The following is a 25492-nucleotide window of genomic DNA, read 5'->3' on the forward strand; positions in this document are numbered from 1 at the left end:
GGGTTCCTGGATTATATACGTTAGGAATCGATATTTTCGTCGTAATCAGGGTAAAGAAAATTATTATAAGGGAAACGGGTGATATGAATTTCACGCACTTCATTATACACTCGCTTTTTAAAATCTTCTAAATTTTCTTTATTTACAGCTGAAATAAATAAGGCATTCTCCCCCATTTTACTCATCCAGGTTTTCTTCCATTCCTCCAGCGAATAGTGTCTTTTGGTGCGTTCGATATCAAACTCATCATCACTTTCAAATGGTTCTGGTTTATAGGCATCAATTTTATTAAACACCATAATGGTAGGCTTATTGACACTGTCAATCTCTCCTAAAATTTTATTTACCGACTCGATATGTTCTTCAAAATTAGGATGTGAAATATCGACCACATGTAATAATAAATCGGCTTCACGAACCTCATCAAGTGTACTTTTAAAACTCTCTACCAACTGTGTTGGTAACTTACGAATGAATCCTACGGTATCACTTAATAAGAACGGTAAATTTTGAATCACCACTTTTCTAACGGTCGTATCAAGCGTGGCGAACAGTTTGTTTTCGGCAAACACTTCACTTTTACTTATTACATTCATTAAAGTCGATTTCCCAACATTGGTATATCCAACAAGGGCCACACGTACCATAGCTCCTCGATTACCGCGTTGCACAGACATTTGCTTATCGATGGTTTTTATACGTTCTTTAAGTAAGGAAATTTTATCACGAACAATACGTCTATCGGTTTCTATCTCGGTTTCACCAGGTCCACGCATTCCAATACCCCCTTTTTGACGCTCAAGGTGGGTCCACATACCTCTTAAACGTGGTAATAAATACTCACACTGTGCCAACTCTACCTGCGTACGGGCATAACTGGTTTGCGCTCGCTGCGCAAAAATATCAAGAATTAAATTGGTTCGATCTAATACCTTGCAATTTAATATTTTACTAATGTTACGCTCCTGAGCAGCCGATAATTCGTCATCAAAAATGGCTGTACCTATATCATTTTCTTCAATAAACTCTTTAACATCTTCAATCTTACCTGTACCAATAAAAGTTTTAGAATTTGGCATATCCATTTTCTGGGTAAAGCGTTTTACAACTTCACCACCAGCGGTATAAGTTAAAAACTCTAGCTCATCTAAATACTCTTTAGATTTGGCTTCGTCCTGATCTTTAGTTACAATACCAATTAGTACAGCTTTCTCTAAGTTTATATCTTTTTTCTCTAACATACTTATAAATAATATGCAAAGTTACATAATTGCATCCATTTTAATTTTTATATTTTTAGTCCGAAATAAAAGCATACTATGACCGATTTTGATGATGTTGAAGTAAGACCTGAGTTACACACTACGGCATTTTACAATCTTGAAAACCTGTTCGATATTTACGACGATCAATATACCAACGATAACGATTTTTTACCCATTTCTAAAAAAAAGTGGACACCAAAGCGTTACGAAAATAAGCTACGAAAATTAAGTTATGCCATTTCTAATATCGGGCGGAAGGAAACTGGAAAACATCCGGCATTAATTGGAATCGCAGAAGTTGAAAATGCTACCGCCATTGAAGCCTTAATTAAATACAAACATTTAGAGGATTATAATTACGGTTATGTACATTATAACTCACCCGACGAGCGCGGTATTGATGTGGCGTTAATTTATGATCGAGATGTATTTGAAGTCTCCAATTCTGAAACCTATACCATAACTTTATTTGACGATGATGGCTCACAGGATTATACCCGAGACATTTTACTGGTTTCTGGTTTATTAGATGGCTTACCAGTTAAGGTGCTTGTTAATCACTGGTCGTCGAGGCGTGAAGGTGAAAAAGAGACAGAACCTAAACGCATTGTGGCATCAAAACGTTTAAGTGAAGTTATTGATGAATTAAGACAAGTACAACCTGAAGCCAAACTTATTATTATGGGCGATTTTAACGACGATCCATCAAGCATAAGTATTAAATCGTTGGTTGAGGCACAAAACCTGTACAACCCTATGGAAACGCTTCGCTCGTATAGCCGCGGAACAACGTACCATAGCCGCCAATGGAATTTATTCGACCAGATTATCATTTCTACAAACTTCTTTGAAAACACCCCTAATAGCTTAGAATTTTATTCCGCAAATATTTTCGATGAAGACTTTTTAAAACAATTTGATGGAAAATTTAAAGGCACACCATTCAGAACGTATGTAGGCACTAAATATCACGGTGGTTACAGCGACCATTTTCCGGTATACGCTATTTTTAAGAAAAACTAAGACATAAAAAAACCGCCCTTTTCAGGCGGTTTTTTTTATGATTTAAACTCCAACAGACTATTCACCAAACACCTGAACATTATCAATTTCATAGGTTGAAGAAGCAGAAGTGGTAGATGTATATTTAAACGCAATAAATAAATTTCCTCCGGCAGCGGCCGATACATCGACATCACCAGAATCGGTCCATGAGGACCAGCTGTTTATATTGGTATCGAAATCGGCGGTTAGTTGCACCCAGGTACCATCGGTTGTTGGGTCGCCGCCCATATAATCTGTGCACATGTACAATTCAATATCATTACCAGCATAACGCTTCACCGTCTGGAACGTTAATGTTGCTGAAGTTACACTCGATAAATCAATAGCTTTTGATATTAACCAATCTTCATTGTCTTTGTTACCACTACTATAACCCGACATGGTAGCACTATCGTTTGGATTTCCAAAGGTATTGTAATACCAAACCTGATCTCCAACAACACTGTAGGTTGTCCATTTATTCAAATTTCCGGAAGAAAAAGAATCTTCAAATAACGGATCGCAACGGCTTCCATCGAACATCACATCCTCGGTATCGCGAATGAACAGCTGATAATCTGAATTATACTTGCTAAAAACCGCTACAATAGACCCTTGACCTGCAGGAAAAGGTTTGCCTTTAAAATCAGCAAAACCACTGTTTCTTATAATAGTTTGTGAATTATCTTCACAGTTTTTTAAATATCTGTTAACTGTAAAGGTATTATCCGCATTACCGTACGGCTGTCCTACTTCAGAACTACTTAACTGCATATTATCAATCTGAACCAACATGTTTATATAATTGTCGCTAAACTCAGATGGGGTAATAACTTTTGGAACAATGTTAGCTACTTCAGCTGAACGAATAATATACTTGTTAAAATCAAAAGCAGAAATTCTGCCAACACTGGTCCCTTCAATCGCTCCAATATGTAAAACACCATTAAACTCATCCATACCTAAAGGTGATAACTTGTTACCTAAACTATCCTTTCTATCAGGATCATTTAGAACAATATAAACTTTTTGCCCCGGTTTATATAAGGCATACAAGGAGGTAACATCAACATCCAACTGAATCGCTGCCGTCGGATCTTCAGGTTTATCCTGAATGATTAATACTTTATATAAGTTACCGGCTTCATCGTTAGATACCACATAACCTTCTATATATAGTTTCCCTCCATTATTAGACTCTCCAAAATCTACCAGACCCCCGGCATACATATCTTTTACAATAGAAATCGTTGTCTTGTCTTCATCCTTAATATTTGGTTCTTCAACTTCTACACTAGGTATCGAATAATCGTCGTCATGCACACAGGATGTCAAGGCCAGCACAAAACTTAGTGCCAGAGTTAAATATATAGTCGTCGTTTTCATGATATTATTTTTTTTATATTTTTTGAATGCTTTGCAATTCATATACTTTATGTTTTTATACTTTAAAATCTGAAATAAAGATTAAGGAAATAATTTGCACCACGCCCATACCAGTATTTTGGTCCGAATACTCGAGTAGAGTTACTAACATCATCTCTTAACTCTCTGTAATTCGCTGCACGTCCCTGTTCAAAACCACCTGTTTTATATTCTTTATCCAGCACGTTACCAATACTAGCAAAGAACCCAACATAATAATCGTCTATTTTCCAAGATTTACCCCCTATAAGGTTTACTACCAAATAGTCATCAAACTGTTCTTGTTTTAACAATTCTCTTGCTGTAGCTTCATCGTAATCGTTAAACGGCATACCATCTACCGGATCTGTGTAAAAGTTTGCTGTTCTTGTTATTGGACTAATATCCAAATATGTATTCGTAAAGAAATTTGCAGTTGCACCAAACCACCAGTAATCCGGATCGCGATATTCAAACCCAACAGAATACGCTCCTTGCGGACCACCTGCCACTTTGTAATCTTTCATACTTGCTGGCCCCTGAGGCGCTGTGGCGGCATCGGCTGTTAAAATTAAATTAGGGTTATTATCGTAAGTATATTGCCCGATAGAAGCCGCACCTTTTAATTTAATCGTTGGTGTTACCTGAGCTTCAATACCGGTTTCAACTCCTAAATGTTTTTTATCAATCCCCTGAAGAATTTCACTCACAAACTCCGAGCTATCAGAAAATCCAGTTACCCCATCGGCATAATAAAACGAGATTTCGTTGGCATCTTCTGTTTTAATATAGAATCCGGTAACCCGTGCTTTAATCGTTGGGGAACGGAAAATATAACTCGCATCGAAGGAGGTGATCTTTTCTTCCGTAATATCAGGCACAATGTTATTATTAACCCGAGCATTGGAAAACGTGTTTCGTAAGGATGGTGCACGAGTAATATAACCCGCATTGGCATCAAACAAATGCTTTCCGGTAAATTTATAAGTAAATCCACCTTTAGCTCCTATTCCAATAAAGTCTAATTTTTCTCCTTTTCCTAAAGAAATACCTGTATTGGCTTCGTTATCATACAACCCCTCCCGTTGATAATCGGTTTTTGAAATGCTTCCCGCTACATAAAAATCGATTTTATTGTATTTAAACTGTGCCTGAGCATACCCCGATAACACATTTGCATAAAGATTATAGTTGTATTTAAACTTTTCGCCTTCAATAGCTATACGGTTCGGGTTTTGTAAATCAAACTGGAAACCATCAAAAGAATCGACATTTAAAAAGCCATTTCCTCCTAATAAATCGATAATTTCAGCAAAGTTCTCAGATTTTAGTTTCTTATAATTTACTGAAGCATTTAATACAATGTTTTCATTTAATTCTGAATTTAGAATGGAATTGAATGTCCATTGCTTATCATCGTTTCGGTCTTCGTATAGCGCGTAAGTTGAATAATTCCCGATATTTTCTAAATTGGTTTGGTACAAACTGTTCCAGTCAATCTGGCCATCGTTTAAAAATTCCTGTTCAGCGAGATAAGCATTTGTATAATTTGGTCCATCATCTAATCCTAACCAAAAACTTGGTAATTTTTGGTAATATGCCGGACTCGGGTTAGAGCCTCCTCCAACAGGAAAACCATCATCATTAAGACGTGTTCCTCCATAATCTAGTCGGCTGTTTCCAGTTTTTCCAAACTGATAACCAATATTTGTATTTAACGTGGTTTTACTTGAAATATCCCAGTAATGATTCAACATTAAAATAGGCTCTTCTACTTCTTTAATACGCGAGTTCCGTTTTTCTCCTTCTTGCCAGCCCCAGTATTCATTGTACTTTATACCTTTTAAATCGAAAACCTCCTGGGTGTTCGGTGCCGATTTTCCACGTCGGTTTGGCGCATAAATCGATGTAAAGTTAATACTGTGCTTATCGTTAATAACCTTCTCGATAGAGGCAAAAAGCGAATTAGAATCGTACAACGTAGCATCCTGATAGCCTTCGTTACCCCAGCGTCTTGACAGCATCACCGTCATAGCCCAACCGCCATCCATTAAGCCAGTTGAATAGCTTGCCATCAATCTGTTGGTATAACTTCGATTAGATGACGAATATGTTAATTGCCCTCCTGGTCTGTAATTTGTGGCTCTGGTATTAATATTTGTTGTTCCCAAAACACCTCCAAAATTATAGGCCGAAGGTGTTAAACCTGTGGTTAATTCCTGATTTCTAACAACATCATTTAGTCCACCCCAGTTACTCCATTGCGGCCTTCCGTTATACATTTTATTCATTTCGACACCGTTAATCAATACCGAACCATTATCGGAATCCAAGCCCCGAACTCTAAAAAAGGAAGAACTAAATTCAAAAGCTGCCGTACGCTGAAACACATCTAACGACGACATTAACAGTCCCGAAATATTATCAGCACCGCTGGTATCATCATTTAATTCGTCATCAGACAAGGTAATGGTAAATAACCCTTCGGAAGTGGTCATGTCAACATCCAGAGTGATATCTGAAAGATCGACCGTTCTGTTTTCATTTACAACAATGGGAAATCTCTTGGTGATGTATCCGGGTTTCGATACGTTTAACATTTGTTCCCCAAGCGGAACATTACCCGAAAAAACAAATTTTCCTTTAGCATCAGTTTGTGCCGATAAAATTGTTTTCTCAACTGAAATGGTTACATCGGGTATAGGATTAAAGGAAACACCATCTTTAACACTACCGGTAATAATGGTTTGTTGTGCAAAAGTGATGAAAACTGAAAAAAACCCGAGAAAAGACATGAGTAGTTTTTTTTTCATACTTAATAATAAGAGTTAGTCAATATGCTATTTAACAGCAATTTAATCCTACTAATTTACATTATTTCTAATTAATATTTAAATTTGATAAGAACTTTGTAGCCAAAATAACATTAACGTAACATTTTTGTAATGAACAAACTTATACTCTTAACTTTCACTTCCATTTTAGTGGCAACAAGCCTAAGTTTTGCACAGTCTAAAAAAAACTTTAAAGTCCATACCATAGCATTTTATAACCTCGAAAATTTGTTTGACACCATAAATGATCCGAATAAATTTGACGAAGCCAGCCCGATGATGGAATTAAAAACGAATCGTTCTGAGGTTTATAAGAAAAAAGTGAGAAATATGGCGAAGGTTATTGCCGATATTGGTAATGAAGTTACTCATAATTCTCCAGCAATTATTGGAGTTTCAGAAGTTGAAAATCGTGAGGTTCTTGAAGATTTAGTTAACGATTCCTTACTAATAGACAAAGATTACGGTATTGTTCATTACCATTCGCCTGATGCCAGAGGTATTGATGTGGCTTTATTATATCAAAAAAAGTTATTTACACCAACAGCATCAACCAGTAACGAATTAAAAATCTACGACGATCAAAATGGAAAACGCGTTTATACTCGAGATCAATTAGTTGTTAGCGGAAAATTAGAAGACGACCCTATTAGCATTATTGTAAATCACTGGCCATCGCGAAGCGGTGGTGAAGCACGAAGCAGACCTAAACGTGTGGCAGCGGCAAAACTAACTAAGCATTTGGTAGACTCCCTACAAGTTATTGACCCTTATGCCAAAGTATTTATTATGGGCGATTTAAACGACGACCCTACCAATGCCAGTGTAAAAGATGTTTTAAAAGCTGAAAAAGACCGCGACAAAGTAAAACTAAAAGGCATCTATAATCCTTATGAAACCTATTTTAAAGAAGGTTTAGGAACTACAGCTTATCGTGATGCCTGGAGTTTATTTGACCAGATCATGATGACCAAACCGTTATTAGATAAAGATTATTCTTCTTTTCGATTGTATAAAGCCGGCATTTTCAACAAAAACTATTTAATAGGTAATAAGGGGCAGTACAAAGGATATCCCTTACGCAGTTTTGCCAATGGTGGATTTACCGATGGTTATAGCGACCATTTTCCTGTATATGTTTATGTGATAAAAGAAGTGGATTAAAAAACAAAAAAGGCAGCTAATAGCTGCCTTTTTTGTTTATGTTTTTTTATCCTATCCAAGCATCCCATGGAATTCTTGATAATAGTAATACTAGACCAATCGAGTAAAAAATGGCAATTGGTTTTAGCTTAGCCTGAGACGTTAATTTCTTTTTATGTTTAGAATAGCCTATAGTAATAGCAGCTATGGCCAAAATATTTACAAAAGGATGTTCTACCAAATACAAACGAGCAATAGGATTCTTCATAACTTCACCTCCTAATTGTCCCCACAATTCTAATCTTGGCGAAACCACATACAGAATCATACCGATTAATAATTGAGTGTGTGTTAGAATTAATGTAAAAAGCGCTAATCTGAAATCTTTTGCTTCGTATTCCTTTTTACCTGTTACTTTAATTATAGCATTTACAACCGTAATAATTAAAACAATAAACACTAAATACGCCCAATAAGAGTGCAGACTTTTTACAACTTCGTAGAACATGAATTTTTTATTTTAAATTTTGAATAGCAAATGTACTAATTAAAAACATAAAAAAACCGCTTCAAATGAAGCGGTTTCTAGATTTATTAAGATTAAATCCCATTATTCTGTTGGAAGTTGCCAAACACCATCTGTCTTAATAACCAACAGGCTTTCAGTTCCGCTGGATCCGTTATAAATATCAAAAGTTACAAGATATTTTTGACCTTCCTCCGCCGATGGATCTAATTCATTCAGCACATAATCCATAGCTTCAGCAATCATAGCATCAGTCCATTCTGCAGCATTTCCAGGACGTCTTTCAAAGTTTCCATAATTATCCATACTTGTTGTCGCTGCTGAATATTTACTGCTTAATGATTCCACGATTAAATCATAATCTGAAGGAACCAATGTGTAACGAATAGTATTATCTGGAACCCAAACACCGTCTTCTAGACCAAACTGTAATGTTGTTTCAATAGTAGATTCAGCACCGGTCCAAATACCATCAATTACTGTGTATAAGTTACCGCGTCTTTGAGCACCGCTAGAGCTTGAATAATAATCATAAATTACAAACTTCTCTTCATCCTCTTGACCATAAGGAAACTTTAAGCTCATAAAAGTTGGTAAATAATTGTTTGGAGGAATAGAACTTCCAAAATTGTTATACTGACCCGGCTGACCAGAGCCTTCTCCCATAGAATCGAAATCTTCAGAACTTAAATAATAAACACCTTCCATAAGCTCCCATGCACCACTGGTATACATAAAATACTCTCCTTTAGAGTTTGCATCGCCAGTAACACCTAAGGTTTTAATTGCTAAACCAGATATTCTCCAACGTCCAACATCTGTACCTAAAGATGAATATTTAAATGCAATATTTACAGTTTGTCCGTCATAAGCTGAAAAATCGTAATCTTCAGATAAGGCTGTATAATCGTCAACCCCTGCTGCCGTTGCCAAACTTATTTCATTCCATGTCGCCGTAGCTACATCACCTGAATAATCGGTAGAAACTAAAATTTGAAGTAATGATAAATCGCTTGCATATTTTATAGCATGTGCAATTTGGAATTTTAAATCGCTTTCTCCTGATAAATCGATAGATGGAGACACCAACCATTCTGTATTATCTTCGGCACTGCCATAAGCATTTCCTTGTACATAACTGGAATTAGATGTCCAAACTTCATAATTTCCGACTCCTTCTGCAGGCGTCCACCCCTCAAGGCTTCCGGCAAAATCGTAAGCCACAACATCGGCTAATCCTACTTCCGGTGTGGTTAAATATTGGTCGTATTTTGCTAAAACTATTTGCCCTTCTTCAGGACTTGCAATTTGAGCATCTAAAATATCCGGAATCATAGATGTTGCATCAACATTCGGGTAAAACCCAAAAGCATCACTTCCTGCAGATGCATAATCTGTTTTTGACAACTCATAAATATCTGAACCTGTCAAATCGCTTACCCCTTCTGCAGCTCCTACATAAAGCATATAGGCAACGGTAATTGAAGATCCATCTGATAAATACGGATAAAGCTCACCTAAATAGCCTGGTAACAACTCTTTAGCTTCATCTTCGGAATTGAAACTTCCGTAGGCTAAATCCAACTCGTCATAATCATCGTCCGTTAAAGTAATTGACACTTCTTCAACCACACCGGTTTCTCCCGATTTAGCTTCATTATGAATATCTTCCATAGGATTACAACCAACCATGATTGCTCCTAACAATATCGTGTATAAATAATATATCTTTTTCATCGTTCTTTTTAAAAATTAAGTTTTAAACCAACACTGTAAGTTCTTCCTGCACCATAGTAAACTAGAGCAGTAGATGCTGTGCCATCAACATCATTAGCATCAGAAATATATTCAGTATTAAACACGTTATTAATTTTACCATTTAATACGGCTTCAAACCCACCCATATCAAAAGCATGAGTTAAACCCAGGTCGAAAAGTCCAAAATCAGGTAATTTCCAAACGTCTGGTAAATCGGCACTAGATCTGTTTGTAACGTCGTATGAAGCATAGTTATCTCCGGCAAAGTTATAATCAGCATAGATTGAAGATTTAGGAGCAAGTTTATATTTAGCACCTAAAGCAAATGTTGTTTGTGCTGCATCACCCACTTTAATACCATCGGCAATTACAACAACTTCATCTATAACAGTACCACCTTGATCTTGCACCTGGGCAGATGTATTACTTTTCCATTTCCAGTCTCCTAATGAAGCCATCCCTGTAAATGATAATTTATCTGTTAATTTATATCTTAAATCTACCTCAATACCTTGGTGTAAAGCATCGATACCTAATAAATTGTAAAAATATAATTCATCGTTTGCGCCTTGAAGCGATCCACTGTAAGCCTTATCTAACCATTTCGTATAATAGATATTTACATTAGCAGATAACTTTTCACTTCTGTATCCATATCCCAACTCAGCACTAAATACCTTTTCGTTTACTGCATCGGCATTAGGCACATTACCATCTTCATCTAAGAATACATTATCTAAAAATGGGGCTTTTGAGAAGTAACCAATGTTTACGAATACATTGTTATTAATGTCTAAATTGTAGTTACCACCACCTTTTACACCAAAGCCTAAGAAGTCTACATAATCTGAAGAACGACTTCCTGTAAGTTCACTGTTCATAAATTCCTTTTGCTTATAACTGCTGTTAGAAATATCAGCAGCAACGAAGAAATTTAACGCATCTGTTAATTGATATTCTGCCTGTCCAAAAAGTCCAGTTCTCAATACCACACCATCGTAATCTTTATTGTATTTATCACCAACGCGTAATGGCTTTCCATACGCAAAAGTATCAGTTTCATTATCTAAAAAGAATTGTCCACCTAATAAATCATCAACTTCGTACCAATGAGACCCTATATAATAACGTCCATCTAAACCACCTGAAATGGTTAACTGATCGTTGATTTTATTTTTATAAGTTGACAATAAACCATACCATTCATGAGAGTTTCTGGAAGACGAAATAATATCTGTAGAACCAGCTGCTCCGTTAGCTATATTTTCTTCAATAACTCTATCGAAATCTATAGGTTGTAAGCCTGAACCTCCAATACGATATTCGCTAGATCCAATTTTAGAACCTTCATCTCTACGACCACCCCCTGATCCAAATGATGCGTATAAAGCAGTAGATAAAGCAGAATTCTCATTAATCTCCCATAAATGATTTAAAGAGATTTGTGGCTTATGGTAGAAGTTAAATGATTGATGGTATACTTCTCCATTTTTATAACCCCAGTCTTTATTGGCCTTTTTAGGTCCAGAATCGGTATCTAACAATTCTGCAATTGTTGAACGATTATAACGCTGACCATGTGTTTGCTGTGCTCCAAAAGCAGTAAATGTTAACCTGTGTTGTTCATTTAACTGTTGTGCTAAACTCACAAAATAGTTATATCCCGAAAACTCGGTTCCATCAACATAACCATCACCAGAAATTTTAGAAGCACTAACAGTTGCTGCAAAACCCTTTTCCGTTAATCCAGTTGAATAGGTCATTCCGTATTTTAAATAACCATTATTACCAATACTTGAATATACATTTCCACCTTGTTCTGCATCGGTAGATTTAGTAATGATATTAATTGTACCACCAACGGAAGATACGGCAACTTTCGATGCCCCTAAACCTCTTTGAACCTGCATAGACGATGTAACATCTCCTAAACCAGCCCAGTTAGACCAGTATACAGCTCCGTTTTCCATATCATTAACGGGAACCCCATTAATCATTACAGCGACATTCTCCGAATCAAATCCACGAAGATTAATTCTACCATCACCATAACCACCACCGGCACGAGTTGCATAAACACCTGGCGTAGCTTTTAAAATTTCAGGGAACTCCTGAGTACTTAATTTTAAGGAAATCTCTTCCGATTTAATTGTAGACACAGCCACAGGTGTTTTTCTATCTACAGCTACAGATGCTATAATTTGAATTTCCTGTAAACCTACCTGACTAGACTCCATAGATATGGTGCCTAAATCTCCGCCTTTAGAGAAAGCTATCGTTTTTGTAGTATACCCCACATAAGTGATTAAAATTTCTCCTGAACTTGATTCCGTTTCTAATGTAAAGTTTCCATCGAAATCTGTCACAACTCCGTTGGTTGTCCCCTTTTCTATAACATTAGCGCCTGGAAGAGGCATGTTTATTCCAGCTTCTACAACTACCCCTTTAATTGTAGTTTGTGCCAAAATAACTGAAGTAAATAATAATGCCACCGCGAGCATTATAAACTGAGTGGTTTTTTTCATAATTAATTATTTGAATTAGTCGACATAAAAATACGGATAATCAGAAAACATTCATTACCAATATGTTAATTATTTTAACGATTGTTGATAAAAAAAACGCGCCAGTATTAAATATACTGACGCGTTTTCATATTTATGATGAGAAATTCTTTGTGTTTTACGAATTTCCTTTATAATAATTCAACAAATTCTGTGTTGAGGAATCATGTTTAGAATCCGCACTATTGTTAAATTCATGTAAAATTTTATTAGCTAATTGTTTACCTAATTCTACCCCAAATTGATCATAGCTAAAGATATTCCAGATAATACCTTGTACAAATATCTTATGCTCGTACATGGCTATTAATTTTCCTAAACTCTCTGGTGACAACTTGTTAATAAACACCGTATTTGTAGGCTTATTACCTTCAAACACTTTAAAAGGCACCAAACTACCGGTAGTTCCTTCGGCTAAAACTTCTTCTTTAGTCTTTCCGTTTAACAAAGCTTCGGTTTGTGCTAAAAAGTTAGAAATTAATTTATCCTGGTGATCCTTGTTATTATGTAACGAATGAGTAAAACCAATAAAATCGGCAGGAATCAATTTAGTTCCTTGGTGTATTAATTGAAAAAAGGCATGCTGCGCATTGGTTCCTGGCTCTCCCCAGATAATCGTTCCAGTTTGGTAGTCAATCGGATTTCCATTTCTATCAACACTTTTACCATTACTTTCCATAATACCTTGCTGCAAATAGGTTGCAAACTGATTTAGATATTGCGAATACGGAATAATGGCTTCGCTTTCGGCTTTAAAAAAGTTGTTATACCACACACTTATTAAAGCTAAAATAACCGGAATGTTTTGGCTGAAATCTTCATTTTTAAAATGCTCATCCATTTTATGAGCACCTTTCAGCAGGTTTTCAAAATTATTATAACCAATAGATAAACTAATAGATAAACCTACCGCACTCCAAAGCGAGAAACGACCACCAACCCAATCCCACATCGGGAAAATATTATTTTCATCAATTCCGAAAGCTTTTACATTCGTAATATTAGTGGATACAGCAACGAAATGTTGAGCAATCGCCGTTTCATCGGCTGATTTTAAAAACCATGTTTTTATGGTATTAGCATTTGATAGTGTTTCCTGTGTTGTAAAGGTTTTAGATACAATTACAAAAAGAGTAGTCTCAGGATTCAGTTTTTTAATCACCTCATTTACATGGTCACCATCCACATTACTCACGAAATGTGTGGTTAAATGATTTTTGTAATACTGAAGCGCATCTACAACCATTGCCGGACCTAAATCTGACCCCCCAATACCAATATTAACAATATCGGTAAACGTTTTTCCGGTATACCCCGTTAGGTGTCCGTTTACTACATCGTTAGTAAACTTTTCAATTTTCTTTTTTACCTCATAAATTTCAGGCATCACATTTACACCATCTACCTTAAAATCGGCAGACTGAGGCGCACGAAGAGCCATGTGCAATACGGCACGCCCTTCGGTTTGATTGATGGTTTCTCCTGAAAACTGACTGTTTATGGCTTCTTTTAATTTTACCTCATCGGCCAACTCTAACAAATACTTTATAGTCTCTTCGGTTATTCGGTTTTTAGAATAATCGACATAAAAGTCGTCCCATTTAATAGTGAACTTATTTGCTCGCTCGTCATCCTGAGCAAACAAATCTTTCATGTGCACATCATTTATGTTCTCAAAATGATCTTGAAGTTTTTTCCAAGACTTTGTTTCGGTTGGATTAATGTTTGGTAATGCCATAATTAAGAAGTTGCTTGTCTGATTTCTGGTTGTTTTAGTTCGTCTTCCTCAAGTTTTTGAGGTTTAAAGTTTGTATTATCAAGTTGATATTTTATTGGTTTTATAAACTCTAAATATTTGTCTTTTAAACTGTCCGCAATAGGTTCTGCTTCAGGTAATTTTTGTCTGAACGGATCGACCTGAACACCATTTTTCCAGAAACGGTAACATACATGAGGCCCCGACGTATTTCCGGTCATACCTACCCAACCAATAACATCGCCCTGTTTCACATAATCACCAGGTTTTACCTTACGTTTCTGCATATGTAAATACTGCGTTTCGTATACCTTGTTATGACGAATCTTCACATAATTACCATTTCCGCCGGTATAACTTGATTTTGTAACCTTTCCATTTGCTGTAGCTACAATTGGTGTTCCTATTGGCGCAGCAAAATCGGTTCCTTTATGCGGACGTACTTTATTACCATACAAAGCGATTCTTCTGTTTAAATTATAACGTGAAGAAATGCGGCTAAACTCAACCGGTGCCTTTAAAAATGCACGACGTAATGTTTTTGCTTCTTCGTTATAAAAATCGGTTAACCCTTTAACGCTATCGGTTTTAAATCTAAAAGCATAAAAAGGTTCGCTATTATGCTCAAAATAAGCTGCCTTTATCCTATTAATACCTGCATAAATGGTATCATCGATATACTTATCGGTGTAAATAACTTTGAAACGATCGCCTTTTTGAAGTCTTGTAAAATCGATAGTCCATGCATAAATATCAGACATTTTATAGGCTAAAACCAAACTTAAGCCATCGTCATCTAAAGTTTGCGAAATGTTACTATTAATAACACCTGTGTAGACTTTTTCGACATACTTTATTGGCTTTTTACTCTTGTAGGCGTGAATAGAATCTTTAAAACTAACTACAATATACTCCTCTACACTTGGCTGATAAATAAACTTTTCAGGAATCTCTAACGAATCTTTAGAACACAGTAACGTATAAGGCCTCCCTTTTTGAAGATATCTTGCGATATCGTAAGTCTCCTTTGCTGTTTCAGCGATATGAAAAATTTGAGGGTATCCTATTTTATTACGTTCTAAAATCTGGCCAAAACTCTCTCCCGATTTTACTGTATCGCGTTTAACTACATAATCGTTAAAGTTAAATCCGAACTCTATGTGTTCTTTTGGTTCAACTATAGCTATCTCTTTTTGCTCTACTACCGGTTTTTCTTTGTCTTTGCAGCTTACCAACCCTAAGGCCAATAGCGGTATAATTGTTAAATATCTGTTCCCCAATTTTCTTTTTCTTGCTCTGTCCATAACTCTGGAAAAAATATTCTCTTTTGATATTTCGGGTGCATGTATTTTACCCATTCACTCCCTCCTGTTGCTTCGGCGGTCTTTCCGCCAATATTTAAATAATGATTTGCTGTATTATAATGTGCCATAACCCATTTAATATTAACGGTATAATCGTAATGACGCATGGCTTTTATTAACGCTTCATTTTCTTGAGCCTCCTTTGGAAGCGCCTTATATTTCGCGTATAAATTGTTTTTATAATAAAATTTGGTAAATCTAATGAATTCGTCTTTGTATTTTTCTTCAAAAACTGTTAAAGTGTAACTCTTTTTACCTGTTTTATAGTCTTTTCCTGCTGCCTGCCAGTATAAATGCTCAAAAGCATTCTCGTAAGACGAATTTCTGTCAATTGTATCTCTAAAACGCTTGTCGATTAGATTGATTAATTCAGTAGAAGCGAATTCTATTTTTCGGTACTGCGCACTTTGAAATCCGCTGGCTGGCGTTAAGGTTTTTCTAAACTGATTGTACTGCTCTAAATCCATACCGTCTTTCATAATACTGAAAGACGAGGTTAGCATATCGAAATAGCGACTAATACGCATGATTTTTGTAGTATAGAAATCAGCTTCAACTTTTTTAGTTTTAGCGACCTGATCGATTTCCCAAAGTATCATTTTAAACAACAATTCGTTTACCTGATGATACATGATAAATACCATTTCATCTTTAAACGTGGTGCGTTGTACCTGAAGATTTAATAAGGCATCGGTTTGAATATAATCCCAATAGCTTAAAGGCTTACTTTGCAACAAACCTTCCAGATAATCTTCGACATCCTGGTCTATTGCCTCATATTTTTCCTTTAGTTGATCGGTTATTTTTTTATCCAAAGTCTCTAGTTTTTTCCAGCGATAATTTTAAATGAATGTTTCAAGCCTTTGTAAGCTTCTAAGTCTGCTCTCAACGACCCTACAGCAAGGTCTGCTTTGATTCGTAAAGGTACTTTATTTTTATCTTTTGAAACCCAAAGCGTTAAACTTTCTTCCTCTTTAAACACGCGACCTGCCATAACATATGGTCTGAATTTTAAAGCGAGAACATTCCCAAAATCGGTTTCAATAACTTCTTCACCTAAATACTTTAATTTAAAACCATAGTTTTCTTCATCGAAAAACATATCTGTTCTAATTTCCTGACCTTTTTTTAAGGATTTAATATCGATATTATCACGTAAGTAATAATACGTCGATACCATATCCTGAACATTCACAGGCGTATCAAAAACCCTTTTGGTATTGTGTTTTTTATTAAACACATGGGCTTTATTCTTAGTTTGATCGAAATTAATTTCAATATCTTTTATGTGGCCTCCCTCATCTATTTTACGAATAAATTTATAAGGCTTAATAGCTTCCTTATCGAAGTAACTTTCATAAAGATCTTCTACTCTAAAGAACCATTTAATCATTCCGGTGGTCCAGCCTTTACCTACTACATGATATACGTCCTTACCATCTATCTTTGCGTCTTTAACCGTAAGTGTCGCGTTACCTGCCTTTAAAAATCCACTATAACTCATTTTAAACTTAAACCATTCTCCGGTGCCAAAGGAAGACTCCTGTTGAGCATATGAGAGCGGCATGGTTAGTAAAACGGATAATATAAGTAGTGTTTTTTTCATGTGATTCGGGTGCTTGTAATTAACTTTTCAACTAAGTTTTTATTGCGTTTTAATTATGGAATTACAATTACTATTCCAAAAATATAAAAATTAGTGGTTCGCCCTGTAATATTAAGAAGACCTTTAAGTTAAATTGTTACACCCGAAAACAAAAAAAGCTATCAAATAAATGATAGCTCTTCATCAAACTTAAAATTATAATTAAAGCGTCCCTCTGTTGGCCTGTTCTCTCTCTATAGATTCAAACAAGGCTTTGAAATTTCCTGCTCCGAAACCTTTAGCACCCATACGTTGGATAATTTCGAAAAACAATGTTGGTCGGTCTTCAACCGGTTTAGTAAAAATTTGTAATAAGTACCCTTCTTCGTCGGCATCGATCATGATACCCAGACTTTTTAAAGTTTCAATATCTTCGCTTAATTGATGGTCGTGCGCCTGTAATCGTTCTGGCACTGCTGCATAATACGCTTCTGGAGGCGTCGATAAGAACTCTACACCTCTCGCTCTCAAACTTGATACCGTACTAATAATATCATCGGTCGCGACTGCAATATGCTGCACACCTGCACCTTCATAAAAATCAAGATACTCTTCAATCTGTGATTTTTTCTTGCCTTCGGCCGGTTCATTAATCGGGAATTTAATACGTCCGTTGCCATTACTCATCACCTTACTCATAAGGGCAGAATACTCCGTATGGATTTGTTTATCATCAAACGACAAGAAATTTTCAAATCCCATAATATCTTCATACCATTTTACCCAGGTATTCATTTGTCCCCAGCCTACATTTCCAACCATATGGTCGATGTATTTTAAACCTACCGAATCCGGATTATAATCTGATTTCCACTCACGGAATCCAGGCATAAATGTGCCGGTATAATTTTTACGTTCGACAAACATATGCACGGTTTCACCATAAGTGTAAATTCCTGAACGCACGACCTCACCATATTCATCGGTCTCAACAGTAGGTTCCATATAAGATTTGGCACCTCGGCTAGTTGTTTCCTTATACGCCTGTCTTGCATCATCAACCCAAAGGGCTACTACTTTTACACCATCGCCGTGCTTTATAATATGGTCGTTTATTGGCGATTTACTATTTAGTGGCGTGGTAAGCACCAACTTGATTTTGTCTTGTTTTAACACATAACTCACAGTTTCTCTTGACCCTGTCTCTAAACCTTTGTAAGCATACGACTGAAAACCGAATGCAGTTTTGTAAAAATGAGCTGCCTGTTTGGCATTCCCCACATAAAATTCGACATAATCTGTTCCTAAAAGCGGAAGAAAATCCTTCGCTCCTTTAAATATTTTTTCTAAACCGTAATCAACGGATTTAATGTCTTTGCTCATTAGTTTAATGTTTCTGTTTATGAGTTTAATTTAGTTTTATTCTTATTCCAACCAGGATTTATAATAATCGTCGTCAGCAATTTTCATAGCTTCTTCGGTAACCATAAGCGGTTTAAACGTATCGACCATAACGGCCAGTTCTTCAGTTTCAGTTTTACCAATACTGCGCTCAGTAGCTCCCGGATGCGGACCATGTGGAATACCAGCCGGATGTAATGAAATATGGCCTGCTTCAATATCGTTTCGGCTCATAAAATCGCCATCTACATAATACAACACTTCATCGCTATCAATATTACTATGATTATATGGTGCCGGAATGGCTTGCGGATGATAATCATACAATCTTGGCACAAAACTGCAAACCACAAAGGCATCGGTTTCAAAAGTTTGATGTACCGGTGGCGGTTGGTGTACACGACCTGTTATGGGTTCGAAATCATGAATAGAAAACGCATACGGATAATTGTAGCCATCATAACCAACCACATCGAACGGATGGGTGGCATAAACCATTTCGATAATCTCGCCTTGCTTCTTAACCTTCATTAAAAAGTCGCCCGTTTCATTGTAGGTTTCTAACTCTTCAGGGCGCCTGATATCACGCTCGCAAAACGGTGAATGCTCTAATAATTGCCCAAACCAGTTTCTATAACGCTTTGGTGTATAAATTGGACGATGCGACTCGACGATAAAGAGCCTGTTATCTTCAGAATCAAAATCTATTTTATAAATGATTCCTCGTGGGATTAATAAATAATCACCATACTTGAAATCGAGATTTCCTAAATGTGTTCGCAGTTTACCTGAGCCTTTATGAATAAATATCAGCTCGTCGGCATCAGTATTTTTATAAAAGTAATCGTTAGTTGATTGCTGTGGTGCTGCCAGAATAATGGCGCAATCCTTATTGACTAAAATTGTTTTTCTACTATCTAAATAGTCTGACTCAGGCTTCACCTGAAACCCACGGAAACGGTACGATTGAATGTTATTAGATTTCGCAATTTTAGGCGCCACACTATATTGATTTTTTATAGCTTTTACCTGAGTTGGGCGTTGCTCATGATAACTGTTTGTAGACATCCCGTCGAAACCAATAGTACCAAACAATTGCTCATAATACAAGCTACCATCAGGTTTTCTAAACTGTGTGTGACGCTTATGCGGAATGCTCCCTAATTTATGATAAAAAGGCATTATTTGTAAGTTTATAGTTAAAAAGAAAAGTAAAAGTTTAAATCAATTAAACTTCATATAATACATAGACACAAAACTCCATTCACTCAGGATTTCTCTTGATGAGGAAGTGTAAAAACAGTAATAAGTCTTGCCAAAATATCTGCATAGCTTTACAAATATCGCAAAAAAAAGATGCAAATAATAATTATTTATCAGTTTTTAAAACCAAAAACCAACATTAAAATACCATTGCCCGTGCTTTAGTTCGGGTGAATAACTATATTTAACCTGTACCGGCCCCAAAAAGGTATCGATAGCATAACCTAAGGCATAACCACTATAATCCGGAAGTGTAAACCACTCACCAGAATCGAAAATATCATCTTCAATATTGGCAAAGTTTCCTTCCAATGTGATGTACTGTTTTTTGAACAGCTCAAAATTTGCAATAAAAGTAGCTTTAACAAAGCTGTTTCCCGTTAACTCAATAAAATCGTAACCAAGAAACGGCGATAAATTATTTATAAAGTTGTTTCCGTATCCGCCCAAAGCAAAATCTAAAGATTTAGTAGACTTGTCTCCTACTTTAAATCCACCACTTGACTGAATGTTAAACGCCAGTTTTTTAGAAACACTAAAAGCATAACCCATATCTGCTTTGGCAATGGTGAAATCTTCAAAATTTTCATTAAAACTTGAAGCCCATAAATACATGTGTAAATCGCCATCAAAATACAATCCTCGTTTTGGAAAATATTTATTATCGTAACTGTCTAATTTTAAAGTTCCAAAAACACTTAAATAATCGGTGCTTTCAAAAACAGCCTCTCTTTTCTGATTATCTACCAATAGCGTTTCCGATTTCATTTCAAGACGTTTATGTTCTGCCCCCATCCCCAAAGCAAAATCTTTTCTAAACAGGGTTTGCACATAAATTTGATTGGTTTGATCTTCTAAGCTTGTTTCTATTTTATTAAGGTCTTGTTCAACAATAAAATCGTTATCTAACAGCAATTGAGCATTGATACTTTTGTTAAACTGATTAAATCTGGACTTTATGCCAATACTCCAGTAAAAGCCTTTATCGATAAAATACTCGAAATTATAACGCACATTATCACCCAGAATAAAATCTAACGAAGCCAAATCACTATCAAAAAACAAACGCTTTTTAGTTAAATTTACTAACGCCGCACTTTTATATAATTCATCGTAATGCAGCCCTAACTTTAAAAATGTGGTTGTTTTGGTTTCCTTTAAATAAGTGACCAAATCATAACCTTCCGTTCCTGGTCGCTTTTTGAATTTATATTCAAACGAATCAAAATTATCACTTGCTATTAAATTGTTTATTCCCCTAGTAAACTTATCATAACTAACGGTTTCATTATTTTTCAACTTTAGCTTTCCTAAAACATAAGCACGGGTATATTTGTCATTTCCACGAACTACAATACTCTTGATGGCAATAGAATCCTGCGGCTTGATTTCAATTGAAGTATTATGAGGTTTTGCATTTTTATGAATGAGTATTTTTAAATCGAATTGTTTCTCCAAGGCTGCCTGAACTCCATTTTCAATTATACTTGAACCTTCATCAAACGACACTACCGAATATTCCTTGATGTTAGGTTTAATATAGACATCGGTCTGTTTCCCCTTCTCCTTCATATCATGAATGGTTCGGAAGTTATTAATCTGAAGTAAAACATCAAGGGCTGAGCCTAACTCGTCTCTATTAGCAAGTCCATCCTGGACATCGACGCCAATAATAACATCCATACCCTTAGCTCGCAACTCGTCAATAGGATAATTATTAACGACACCTCCATCTATCAAAACCTCATCGTTAATGGTTACCGGTTGAAATAACGAAGGTAAGGCTGCACTTGCCATAACCGACTGCGCCAGATTGCCATGATCTAAAACAACCTGCTGACCTGTTTCAACATTTGTGGCAATACAGAAAAATGGAATTGGCAACTTATCGAAATCTTCCATTTCGTTAGCATGCAAGGTTAATTTTGCAATTAAATTATAAGTATTCTGTCCTCTTGATAATGCCGAAGGTAATTTAATTTTAAAATCTTCAAACGGAAGTGAAACAGCGTATTTTTCAGAATTATTACGCTCAAAAAAAGCCTTTGACGATCTTGGAATGTCGTCGTTTATCAACTTGTCAAAATCTATTTCTCTGAAAACGGAATCGAGCTGTTTGCCTGTATATCCAGAAGCATAAAGCCCTCCAACAACCGCTCCCATACTCGTTCCAGCAACATAATCGACTTTAACACCTAAACTATCTAAAACTTTTAAAACCCCAATATGCGCCAAGCCTTTAGCTCCACCTCCACTCAATACCAAACCCACCTTAACATCTTCGTTTTGTATGTTTTGCGAAAAACCTGCAAAACAAATACAAATAAAGCACACTATTAAATTGGATCTCATATTCAAGCTAATTATTATGGTAATAGTTATATATTTTTTCGGCTCTTGAAGTTCCAACCACAGCTTCTAACTCATCAAGTTTGGCATTAGCGACTCTTTTTACCGATTTGAAATGCTTTAATAAATCTACGATTGTTTTTTCACCTATCCCAGAAATAGTTTCAAGTTCTGTGTTCAATGCATTTTTACTGCGACGGTTTCTATGATGTTCAATTCCAAACCTGTGTGCTTCATTTCGCAATTGTTGAATAACTTTCAACGATTCACTCTTTTTATCCAGATACAAAGGCACCGGATCTCCCGGATAAAACAGCTCTTCCAAACGCTTCGCTATACCTATAATGGCAATTTTTCCACGCAAACCTAAAGCATCCAAACTTTTCAAAGCCGAACCGAGTTGCCCTTTTCCTCCATCAATAATGATAAGTTGCGGTAAAGGTTGCTCTTCATCCAATAACCGTTTGTAACGACGATACACCACCTCTTCCATCGATGCAAAATCGTCGGGACCCTCAACTGTTTTTATATTAAAATGGCGGTAATCCTTTTTGCTTGGTTTTCCGTTTTTAAACACAACACACGCTGCTACCGAATTTGTTCCTTGAATATTCGAGTTATCGAAACATTCAATATGTCTGGGTTCTTCATGCAAGCGTAAATCGGCCTTCATTTGCGCCATAATACGATTGGCATGCCTGTCTGGATCGGTAATTTTAATCTGTTTAAAACGTTCCATGCGATAATATTTCGCATTGCGAACCGATAAATCCAGAATATGCTTTTTATCTCCGAGTTTAGGAACCGTTACTTTAATATCATCACCTAAATCAACTTCAAATGGCACATAAATTTCTCTTGATTTTGAATTGAATCGTTGTCTGATTTCGGTAATGGCTAACTCTAACAGTTCTAAATCACTTTCGTCCAGTTTCTTTTTAATTTCCAGTGTATGCGAACGAATGATTGATCCATAAGAAATTTGCAAAAAGTTAACATAACCATAACCTTCATCACTAACAATGGAAAAGACATCAACATTACTAATCTTCGGATTAACAATAGTTGACTTCGCTTGATAGTTCTCTAAAACTTCAATCTTTTCTTTGATGCGTTGCGCTTCTTCAAACTGCATATCAGCTGCATAGGCATTCATTTGCACCCGAAACTGATTGAGTGAATCTTTAAAATTTCCTTTTAAAATTTCCTTAATATCCTGAATATGCCCCTGGTAAACGTCTTCACTCTCGTAACCTTCGCAAGGCCCTTTACAGTTTCCTAAATGGTATTCTAAACAGACTTTATATTTTCCGGCGTCAATTTTAGCTTTCGATAAATCGTAATTACAGGTACGTAATGAATATAATCCTTTAATTAAATCAAGTAAGGTCGAAACGGTTTTCATACTGGTGTATGGTCCGAAATATTCGCTACCATCTTTAAACACACGACGGGTAGAAAACACTCTGGGGAACCGTTCTTTCTTAATACAGATCCACGGATAAGACTTGTCGTCTTTAAGCATGACGTTATATCTGGGCTGATACTTTTTAATCAAGTTGTTTTCCAACAACAGTGCATCGGTCTCAGTTTCAACCACAATGTGTTTTATACTTGCAATTTTCTTTACAAGCACTCTTGTTTTACCATTATCATGTGTTTTAGTGAAATAAGAACTTACTCGTTTCTTTAAATTCTTAGCTTTACCTACATAAATAATGGTGCCGTTAGCATCGTAATACTGATAAACCCCCGGCTGATCTGGCAGGGTTTTTAGTTGTATTTCTAAAGCAGGTTTGTCCATCAATTCAAAGGTAATTATTTAATTTTTTATTGATAAAATTCACTATATTAAATCTGTCAAACTTTTATGGGCAAATCATTTTTCAATCGACTAATTTGGTACATTGCACCCATATTTAAAAACTCAAGATGAGCAAAAAAATTATAGGCAGGGCAGACATTATAAGCTTCCCTAAATTAGGCTTATTCGATATCAATGTTAAGGTTGATACGGGTGCCTATACCTCTGCAATTCATTGTTCTGAAATTGTTGAAGAGAACAAAACCCTTAAAGTTACGTTTCATAGCGACGTTCATGAAAATTTCGGGAAAACCGAAATCGTTTTCGACGAGTATTCGCGAACCAACGTAAAAAGCAGCAACGGCTTTAAAGAAAACAGATATAAAATTAAATCTGAGGTTATCTTTTTTGGTAAATCTTACAAGATTAACTTAACTTTAAGCACACGCGACGACATGAGATTTCCCGTATTAATTGGAAGACAGTTTTTAAAACGCAAATTTTTAGTTGATGTAGATTTAGAAAATGTTTCCTATAATTATAAAAACAAATGAACATAGTTATTCTTTCTAGAAATCCTAATCTATACTCAACAGAAAGACTTATTGAAGAAGGCGAAAAAAGAGGTCATAAAATTGAAATTATTGACCCTTTAAAATGTGACATCATTATTGAAAAAGAGAAACCTACCATATTTTACAAAGATCGTTATTTAGATTATGTCGATGCGGTAATTCCGCGTATTGGGGCATCCATCACATTTTATGGTTGTGCTGTGGTACGTCAATTTGAAATGATGGGGGTATTTACTATTGCCACATCGGACGCCATCCAGCGCTCTCGCGATAAATTACGTAGCTTGCAGCGCCTTAGTAAAGCCGGGATTGGTATGCCTAAAACTGTTTTCACAAACTACTCGCGCGATGTTGAAGAAGTTATCGAGCATGTTGGCGGTGTACCGGTAATTATAAAATTACTAGAAGGCACACAAGGATTAGGAGTGGTTTTAGCTGAAACTAAAAATGCAGCCGAATCGGTTTTAGAAGCCTTTAATGGCTTGGAAGCCCGCGTTATTGTTCAGGAATTTATTGGTGAAGCCAAAGGTGCCGATATTCGTGCTTTAATTGTAGACGGACAAGTTGTAGGCGCTATGAAACGTCAAGGTAAGGAAGGTGAATTTCGTTCCAATTTACACCGTGGCGGAACAGCCGATATTATAAAACTAAACGAAGCCGAATTACGACTGGCTATGAACGCTTCAAAAGTACTTAAACTACCTGTTTGTGGTGTTGATATGCTACAATCGGCTCGTGGTCCTTTACTACTAGAAGTCAATTCAACTCCCGGTCTTGAAGGTATTGAAGCAGCAACCGGAAAAAATATCGCAAAAAACATTATTACCTATATTGAAAGAAATCGTCGCCTGTAAATA

Annotated in this window: 18 protein-coding genes; 4 read left to right on the top strand and 14 right to left on the bottom strand. The window is 36.1% G+C overall.

Annotated elements, in window-relative coordinates; genetic code table 11:
* Positions 1-20 precede the first annotated feature (20 nt).
* On the bottom strand, positions 21-1241 hold the full coding sequence (hflX, locus tag R1X58_RS04830) for a GTPase HflX (protein ID WP_240572224.1): 1221 nt from the start codon (positions 1239-1241) through the stop codon (positions 21-23).
* Between the two features lie 78 nt (positions 1242-1319).
* Between hflX and R1X58_RS04835 the strand changes: the two genes are divergently transcribed.
* Positions 1320-2288 (top strand): endonuclease/exonuclease/phosphatase family protein, encoded by a 969-nt coding sequence (locus R1X58_RS04835; RefSeq protein WP_240572225.1) that lies wholly within the window; start codon positions 1320-1322, stop codon positions 2286-2288.
* A 57-nt stretch (positions 2289-2345) separates the two neighbouring features.
* Here the strand turns inward: R1X58_RS04835 and R1X58_RS04840 are convergent, their stop codons facing one another.
* Both R1X58_RS04840 and R1X58_RS04845 read right to left on the bottom strand, forming a co-directional pair.
* Positions 2346-3695, bottom strand: coding sequence for a DUF5689 domain-containing protein (locus R1X58_RS04840; protein WP_240572226.1), 1350 nt, complete (start codon positions 3693-3695; stop codon positions 2346-2348).
* A 62-nt stretch (positions 3696-3757) separates the two neighbouring features.
* Positions 3758-6526: a TonB-dependent receptor domain-containing protein gene (locus tag R1X58_RS04845; RefSeq protein WP_240572227.1), complete on the bottom strand. Its 2769-nt coding sequence runs from the start codon at positions 6524-6526 to the stop codon at positions 3758-3760.
* 132 nt (positions 6527-6658) lie between these two features.
* On the opposite strand from R1X58_RS04845, the gene R1X58_RS04850 reads away from it, so the two are divergent.
* Positions 6659-7711 carry an endonuclease/exonuclease/phosphatase family protein gene (locus R1X58_RS04850; protein ID WP_240572228.1) on the top strand — a complete coding sequence of 351 codons (1053 nt, stop codon included), beginning with the start codon at positions 6659-6661 and terminating at the stop codon, positions 7709-7711.
* 46 nt (positions 7712-7757) lie between these two features.
* Here R1X58_RS04850 and R1X58_RS04855 read toward each other — a convergent pair whose 3' ends face one another.
* From R1X58_RS04855 to uvrC, 11 genes are all read right to left on the bottom strand, one after another.
* Positions 7758-8198 (bottom strand): hypothetical protein, encoded by a 441-nt coding sequence (locus R1X58_RS04855; protein ID WP_240572229.1) that lies wholly within the window; start codon positions 8196-8198, stop codon positions 7758-7760.
* A 102-nt stretch (positions 8199-8300) separates the two neighbouring features.
* Entirely contained in the window at positions 8301-9953 is a 1653-nt protein-coding gene (locus R1X58_RS04860; protein WP_240572230.1) for a choice-of-anchor J domain-containing protein, read from the bottom strand.
* 8 nt (positions 9954-9961) lie between these two features.
* On the bottom strand, positions 9962-12499 hold the full coding sequence (locus R1X58_RS04865; RefSeq protein ID WP_240572231.1) for a TonB-dependent receptor: 2538 nt from the start codon (positions 12497-12499) through the stop codon (positions 9962-9964).
* A 157-nt stretch (positions 12500-12656) separates the two neighbouring features.
* Positions 12657-14276, bottom strand: a complete 1620-nt coding sequence (gene pgi, locus R1X58_RS04870; RefSeq protein WP_240572232.1) for a glucose-6-phosphate isomerase — start codon at positions 14274-14276, stop codon at positions 12657-12659.
* Between the two features lie 2 nt (positions 14277-14278).
* Complete coding sequence (locus R1X58_RS04875) at positions 14279-15598, bottom strand: peptidoglycan DD-metalloendopeptidase family protein (RefSeq protein ID WP_240572676.1); 1320 nt, start codon at positions 15596-15598, stop codon at positions 14279-14281.
* Positions 15556-16473 carry a tryptophan 2,3-dioxygenase family protein gene (locus R1X58_RS04880; protein ID WP_240572233.1) on the bottom strand — a complete coding sequence of 306 codons (918 nt, stop codon included), beginning with the start codon at positions 16471-16473 and terminating at the stop codon, positions 15556-15558. The genes R1X58_RS04875 and R1X58_RS04880 overlap by 43 nt, the downstream gene beginning before the upstream one ends.
* A gap of 5 nt (positions 16474-16478) precedes the next feature.
* A complete protein-coding gene (locus R1X58_RS04885) occupies positions 16479-17264 on the bottom strand; it encodes a DUF3108 domain-containing protein (RefSeq protein WP_240572234.1) in 786 nt (261 codons plus the stop codon).
* A 201-nt stretch (positions 17265-17465) separates the two neighbouring features.
* Positions 17466-18626 (bottom strand): 4-hydroxyphenylpyruvate dioxygenase, encoded by a 1161-nt coding sequence (hppD, locus tag R1X58_RS04890; protein WP_240572235.1) that lies wholly within the window; start codon positions 18624-18626, stop codon positions 17466-17468.
* 42 nt (positions 18627-18668) lie between these two features.
* The gene (locus R1X58_RS04895) at positions 18669-19826 is read right to left on the bottom strand and encodes a homogentisate 1,2-dioxygenase (protein WP_240572236.1); all 1158 of its coding nucleotides are present in this window, start codon (positions 19824-19826) and stop codon (positions 18669-18671) included.
* 201 nt (positions 19827-20027) lie between these two features.
* Positions 20028-22259, bottom strand: coding sequence for a patatin-like phospholipase family protein (locus R1X58_RS04900; protein ID WP_240572237.1), 2232 nt, complete (start codon positions 22257-22259; stop codon positions 20028-20030).
* 7 nt (positions 22260-22266) lie between these two features.
* The gene (uvrC, locus tag R1X58_RS04905) at positions 22267-24060 is read right to left on the bottom strand and encodes an excinuclease ABC subunit UvrC (protein WP_240572677.1); all 1794 of its coding nucleotides are present in this window, start codon (positions 24058-24060) and stop codon (positions 22267-22269) included.
* Between the two features lie 128 nt (positions 24061-24188).
* Between uvrC and R1X58_RS04910 the strand changes: the two genes are divergently transcribed.
* Entirely contained in the window at positions 24189-24614 is a 426-nt protein-coding gene (locus tag R1X58_RS04910; protein WP_240572238.1) for an ATP-dependent zinc protease family protein, read from the top strand.
* Positions 24611-25489 (top strand): 30S ribosomal protein S6--L-glutamate ligase, encoded by an 879-nt coding sequence (gene rimK, locus R1X58_RS04915; RefSeq protein ID WP_240572239.1) that lies wholly within the window; start codon positions 24611-24613, stop codon positions 25487-25489. The genes R1X58_RS04910 and rimK overlap by 4 nt, the downstream gene beginning before the upstream one ends.
* Positions 25490-25492: the final 3 nt, after the last annotated feature.

The organism is Aestuariibaculum lutulentum, from assembly GCF_032926325.1.
Classification (GTDB): domain Bacteria; phylum Bacteroidota; class Bacteroidia; order Flavobacteriales; family Flavobacteriaceae; genus Aestuariibaculum; species Aestuariibaculum lutulentum.

Excerpts from the sequence above, each read along its gene's own strand:
- hflX (WP_240572224.1), bottom strand. The coding sequence starts at position 1,241 with ATGTTAGAGAAAAAAGATATAAACTTAGAGAAAGCTGTACTAATTGGT.
- R1X58_RS04835 (WP_240572225.1), top strand. The coding sequence starts at position 1,320 with ATGACCGATTTTGATGATGTTGAAGTAAGACCTGAGTTACACACTACG.
- R1X58_RS04840 (WP_240572226.1), bottom strand. The coding sequence starts at position 3,695 with ATGAAAACGACGACTATATATTTAACTCTGGCACTAAGTTTTGTGCTG.
- R1X58_RS04845 (WP_240572227.1), bottom strand. The coding sequence starts at position 6,526 with ATGAAAAAAAAACTACTCATGTCTTTTCTCGGGTTTTTTTCAGTTTTC.
- R1X58_RS04850 (WP_240572228.1), top strand. The coding sequence starts at position 6,659 with ATGAACAAACTTATACTCTTAACTTTCACTTCCATTTTAGTGGCAACA.
- R1X58_RS04855 (WP_240572229.1), bottom strand. The coding sequence starts at position 8,198 with ATGTTCTACGAAGTTGTAAAAAGTCTGCACTCTTATTGGGCGTATTTA.
- R1X58_RS04860 (WP_240572230.1), bottom strand. The coding sequence starts at position 9,953 with ATGAAAAAGATATATTATTTATACACGATATTGTTAGGAGCAATCATG.
- R1X58_RS04865 (WP_240572231.1), bottom strand. The coding sequence starts at position 12,499 with ATGAAAAAAACCACTCAGTTTATAATGCTCGCGGTGGCATTATTATTT.
- pgi (WP_240572232.1), bottom strand. The coding sequence starts at position 14,276 with ATGGCATTACCAAACATTAATCCAACCGAAACAAAGTCTTGGAAAAAA.
- R1X58_RS04875 (WP_240572676.1), bottom strand. The coding sequence starts at position 15,598 with ATGGACAGAGCAAGAAAAAGAAAATTGGGGAACAGATATTTAACAATT.
- R1X58_RS04885 (WP_240572234.1), bottom strand. The coding sequence starts at position 17,264 with ATGAAAAAAACACTACTTATATTATCCGTTTTACTAACCATGCCGCTC.
- hppD (WP_240572235.1), bottom strand. The coding sequence starts at position 18,626 with ATGAGCAAAGACATTAAATCCGTTGATTACGGTTTAGAAAAAATATTT.
- R1X58_RS04895 (WP_240572236.1), bottom strand. The coding sequence starts at position 19,826 with ATGCCTTTTTATCATAAATTAGGGAGCATTCCGCATAAGCGTCACACA.
- R1X58_RS04900 (WP_240572237.1), bottom strand. The coding sequence starts at position 22,259 with ATGAGATCCAATTTAATAGTGTGCTTTATTTGTATTTGTTTTGCAGGT.
- uvrC (WP_240572677.1), bottom strand. The coding sequence starts at position 24,060 with ATGGACAAACCTGCTTTAGAAATACAACTAAAAACCCTGCCAGATCAG.
- R1X58_RS04910 (WP_240572238.1), top strand. The coding sequence starts at position 24,189 with ATGAGCAAAAAAATTATAGGCAGGGCAGACATTATAAGCTTCCCTAAA.
- rimK (WP_240572239.1), top strand. The coding sequence starts at position 24,611 with ATGAACATAGTTATTCTTTCTAGAAATCCTAATCTATACTCAACAGAA.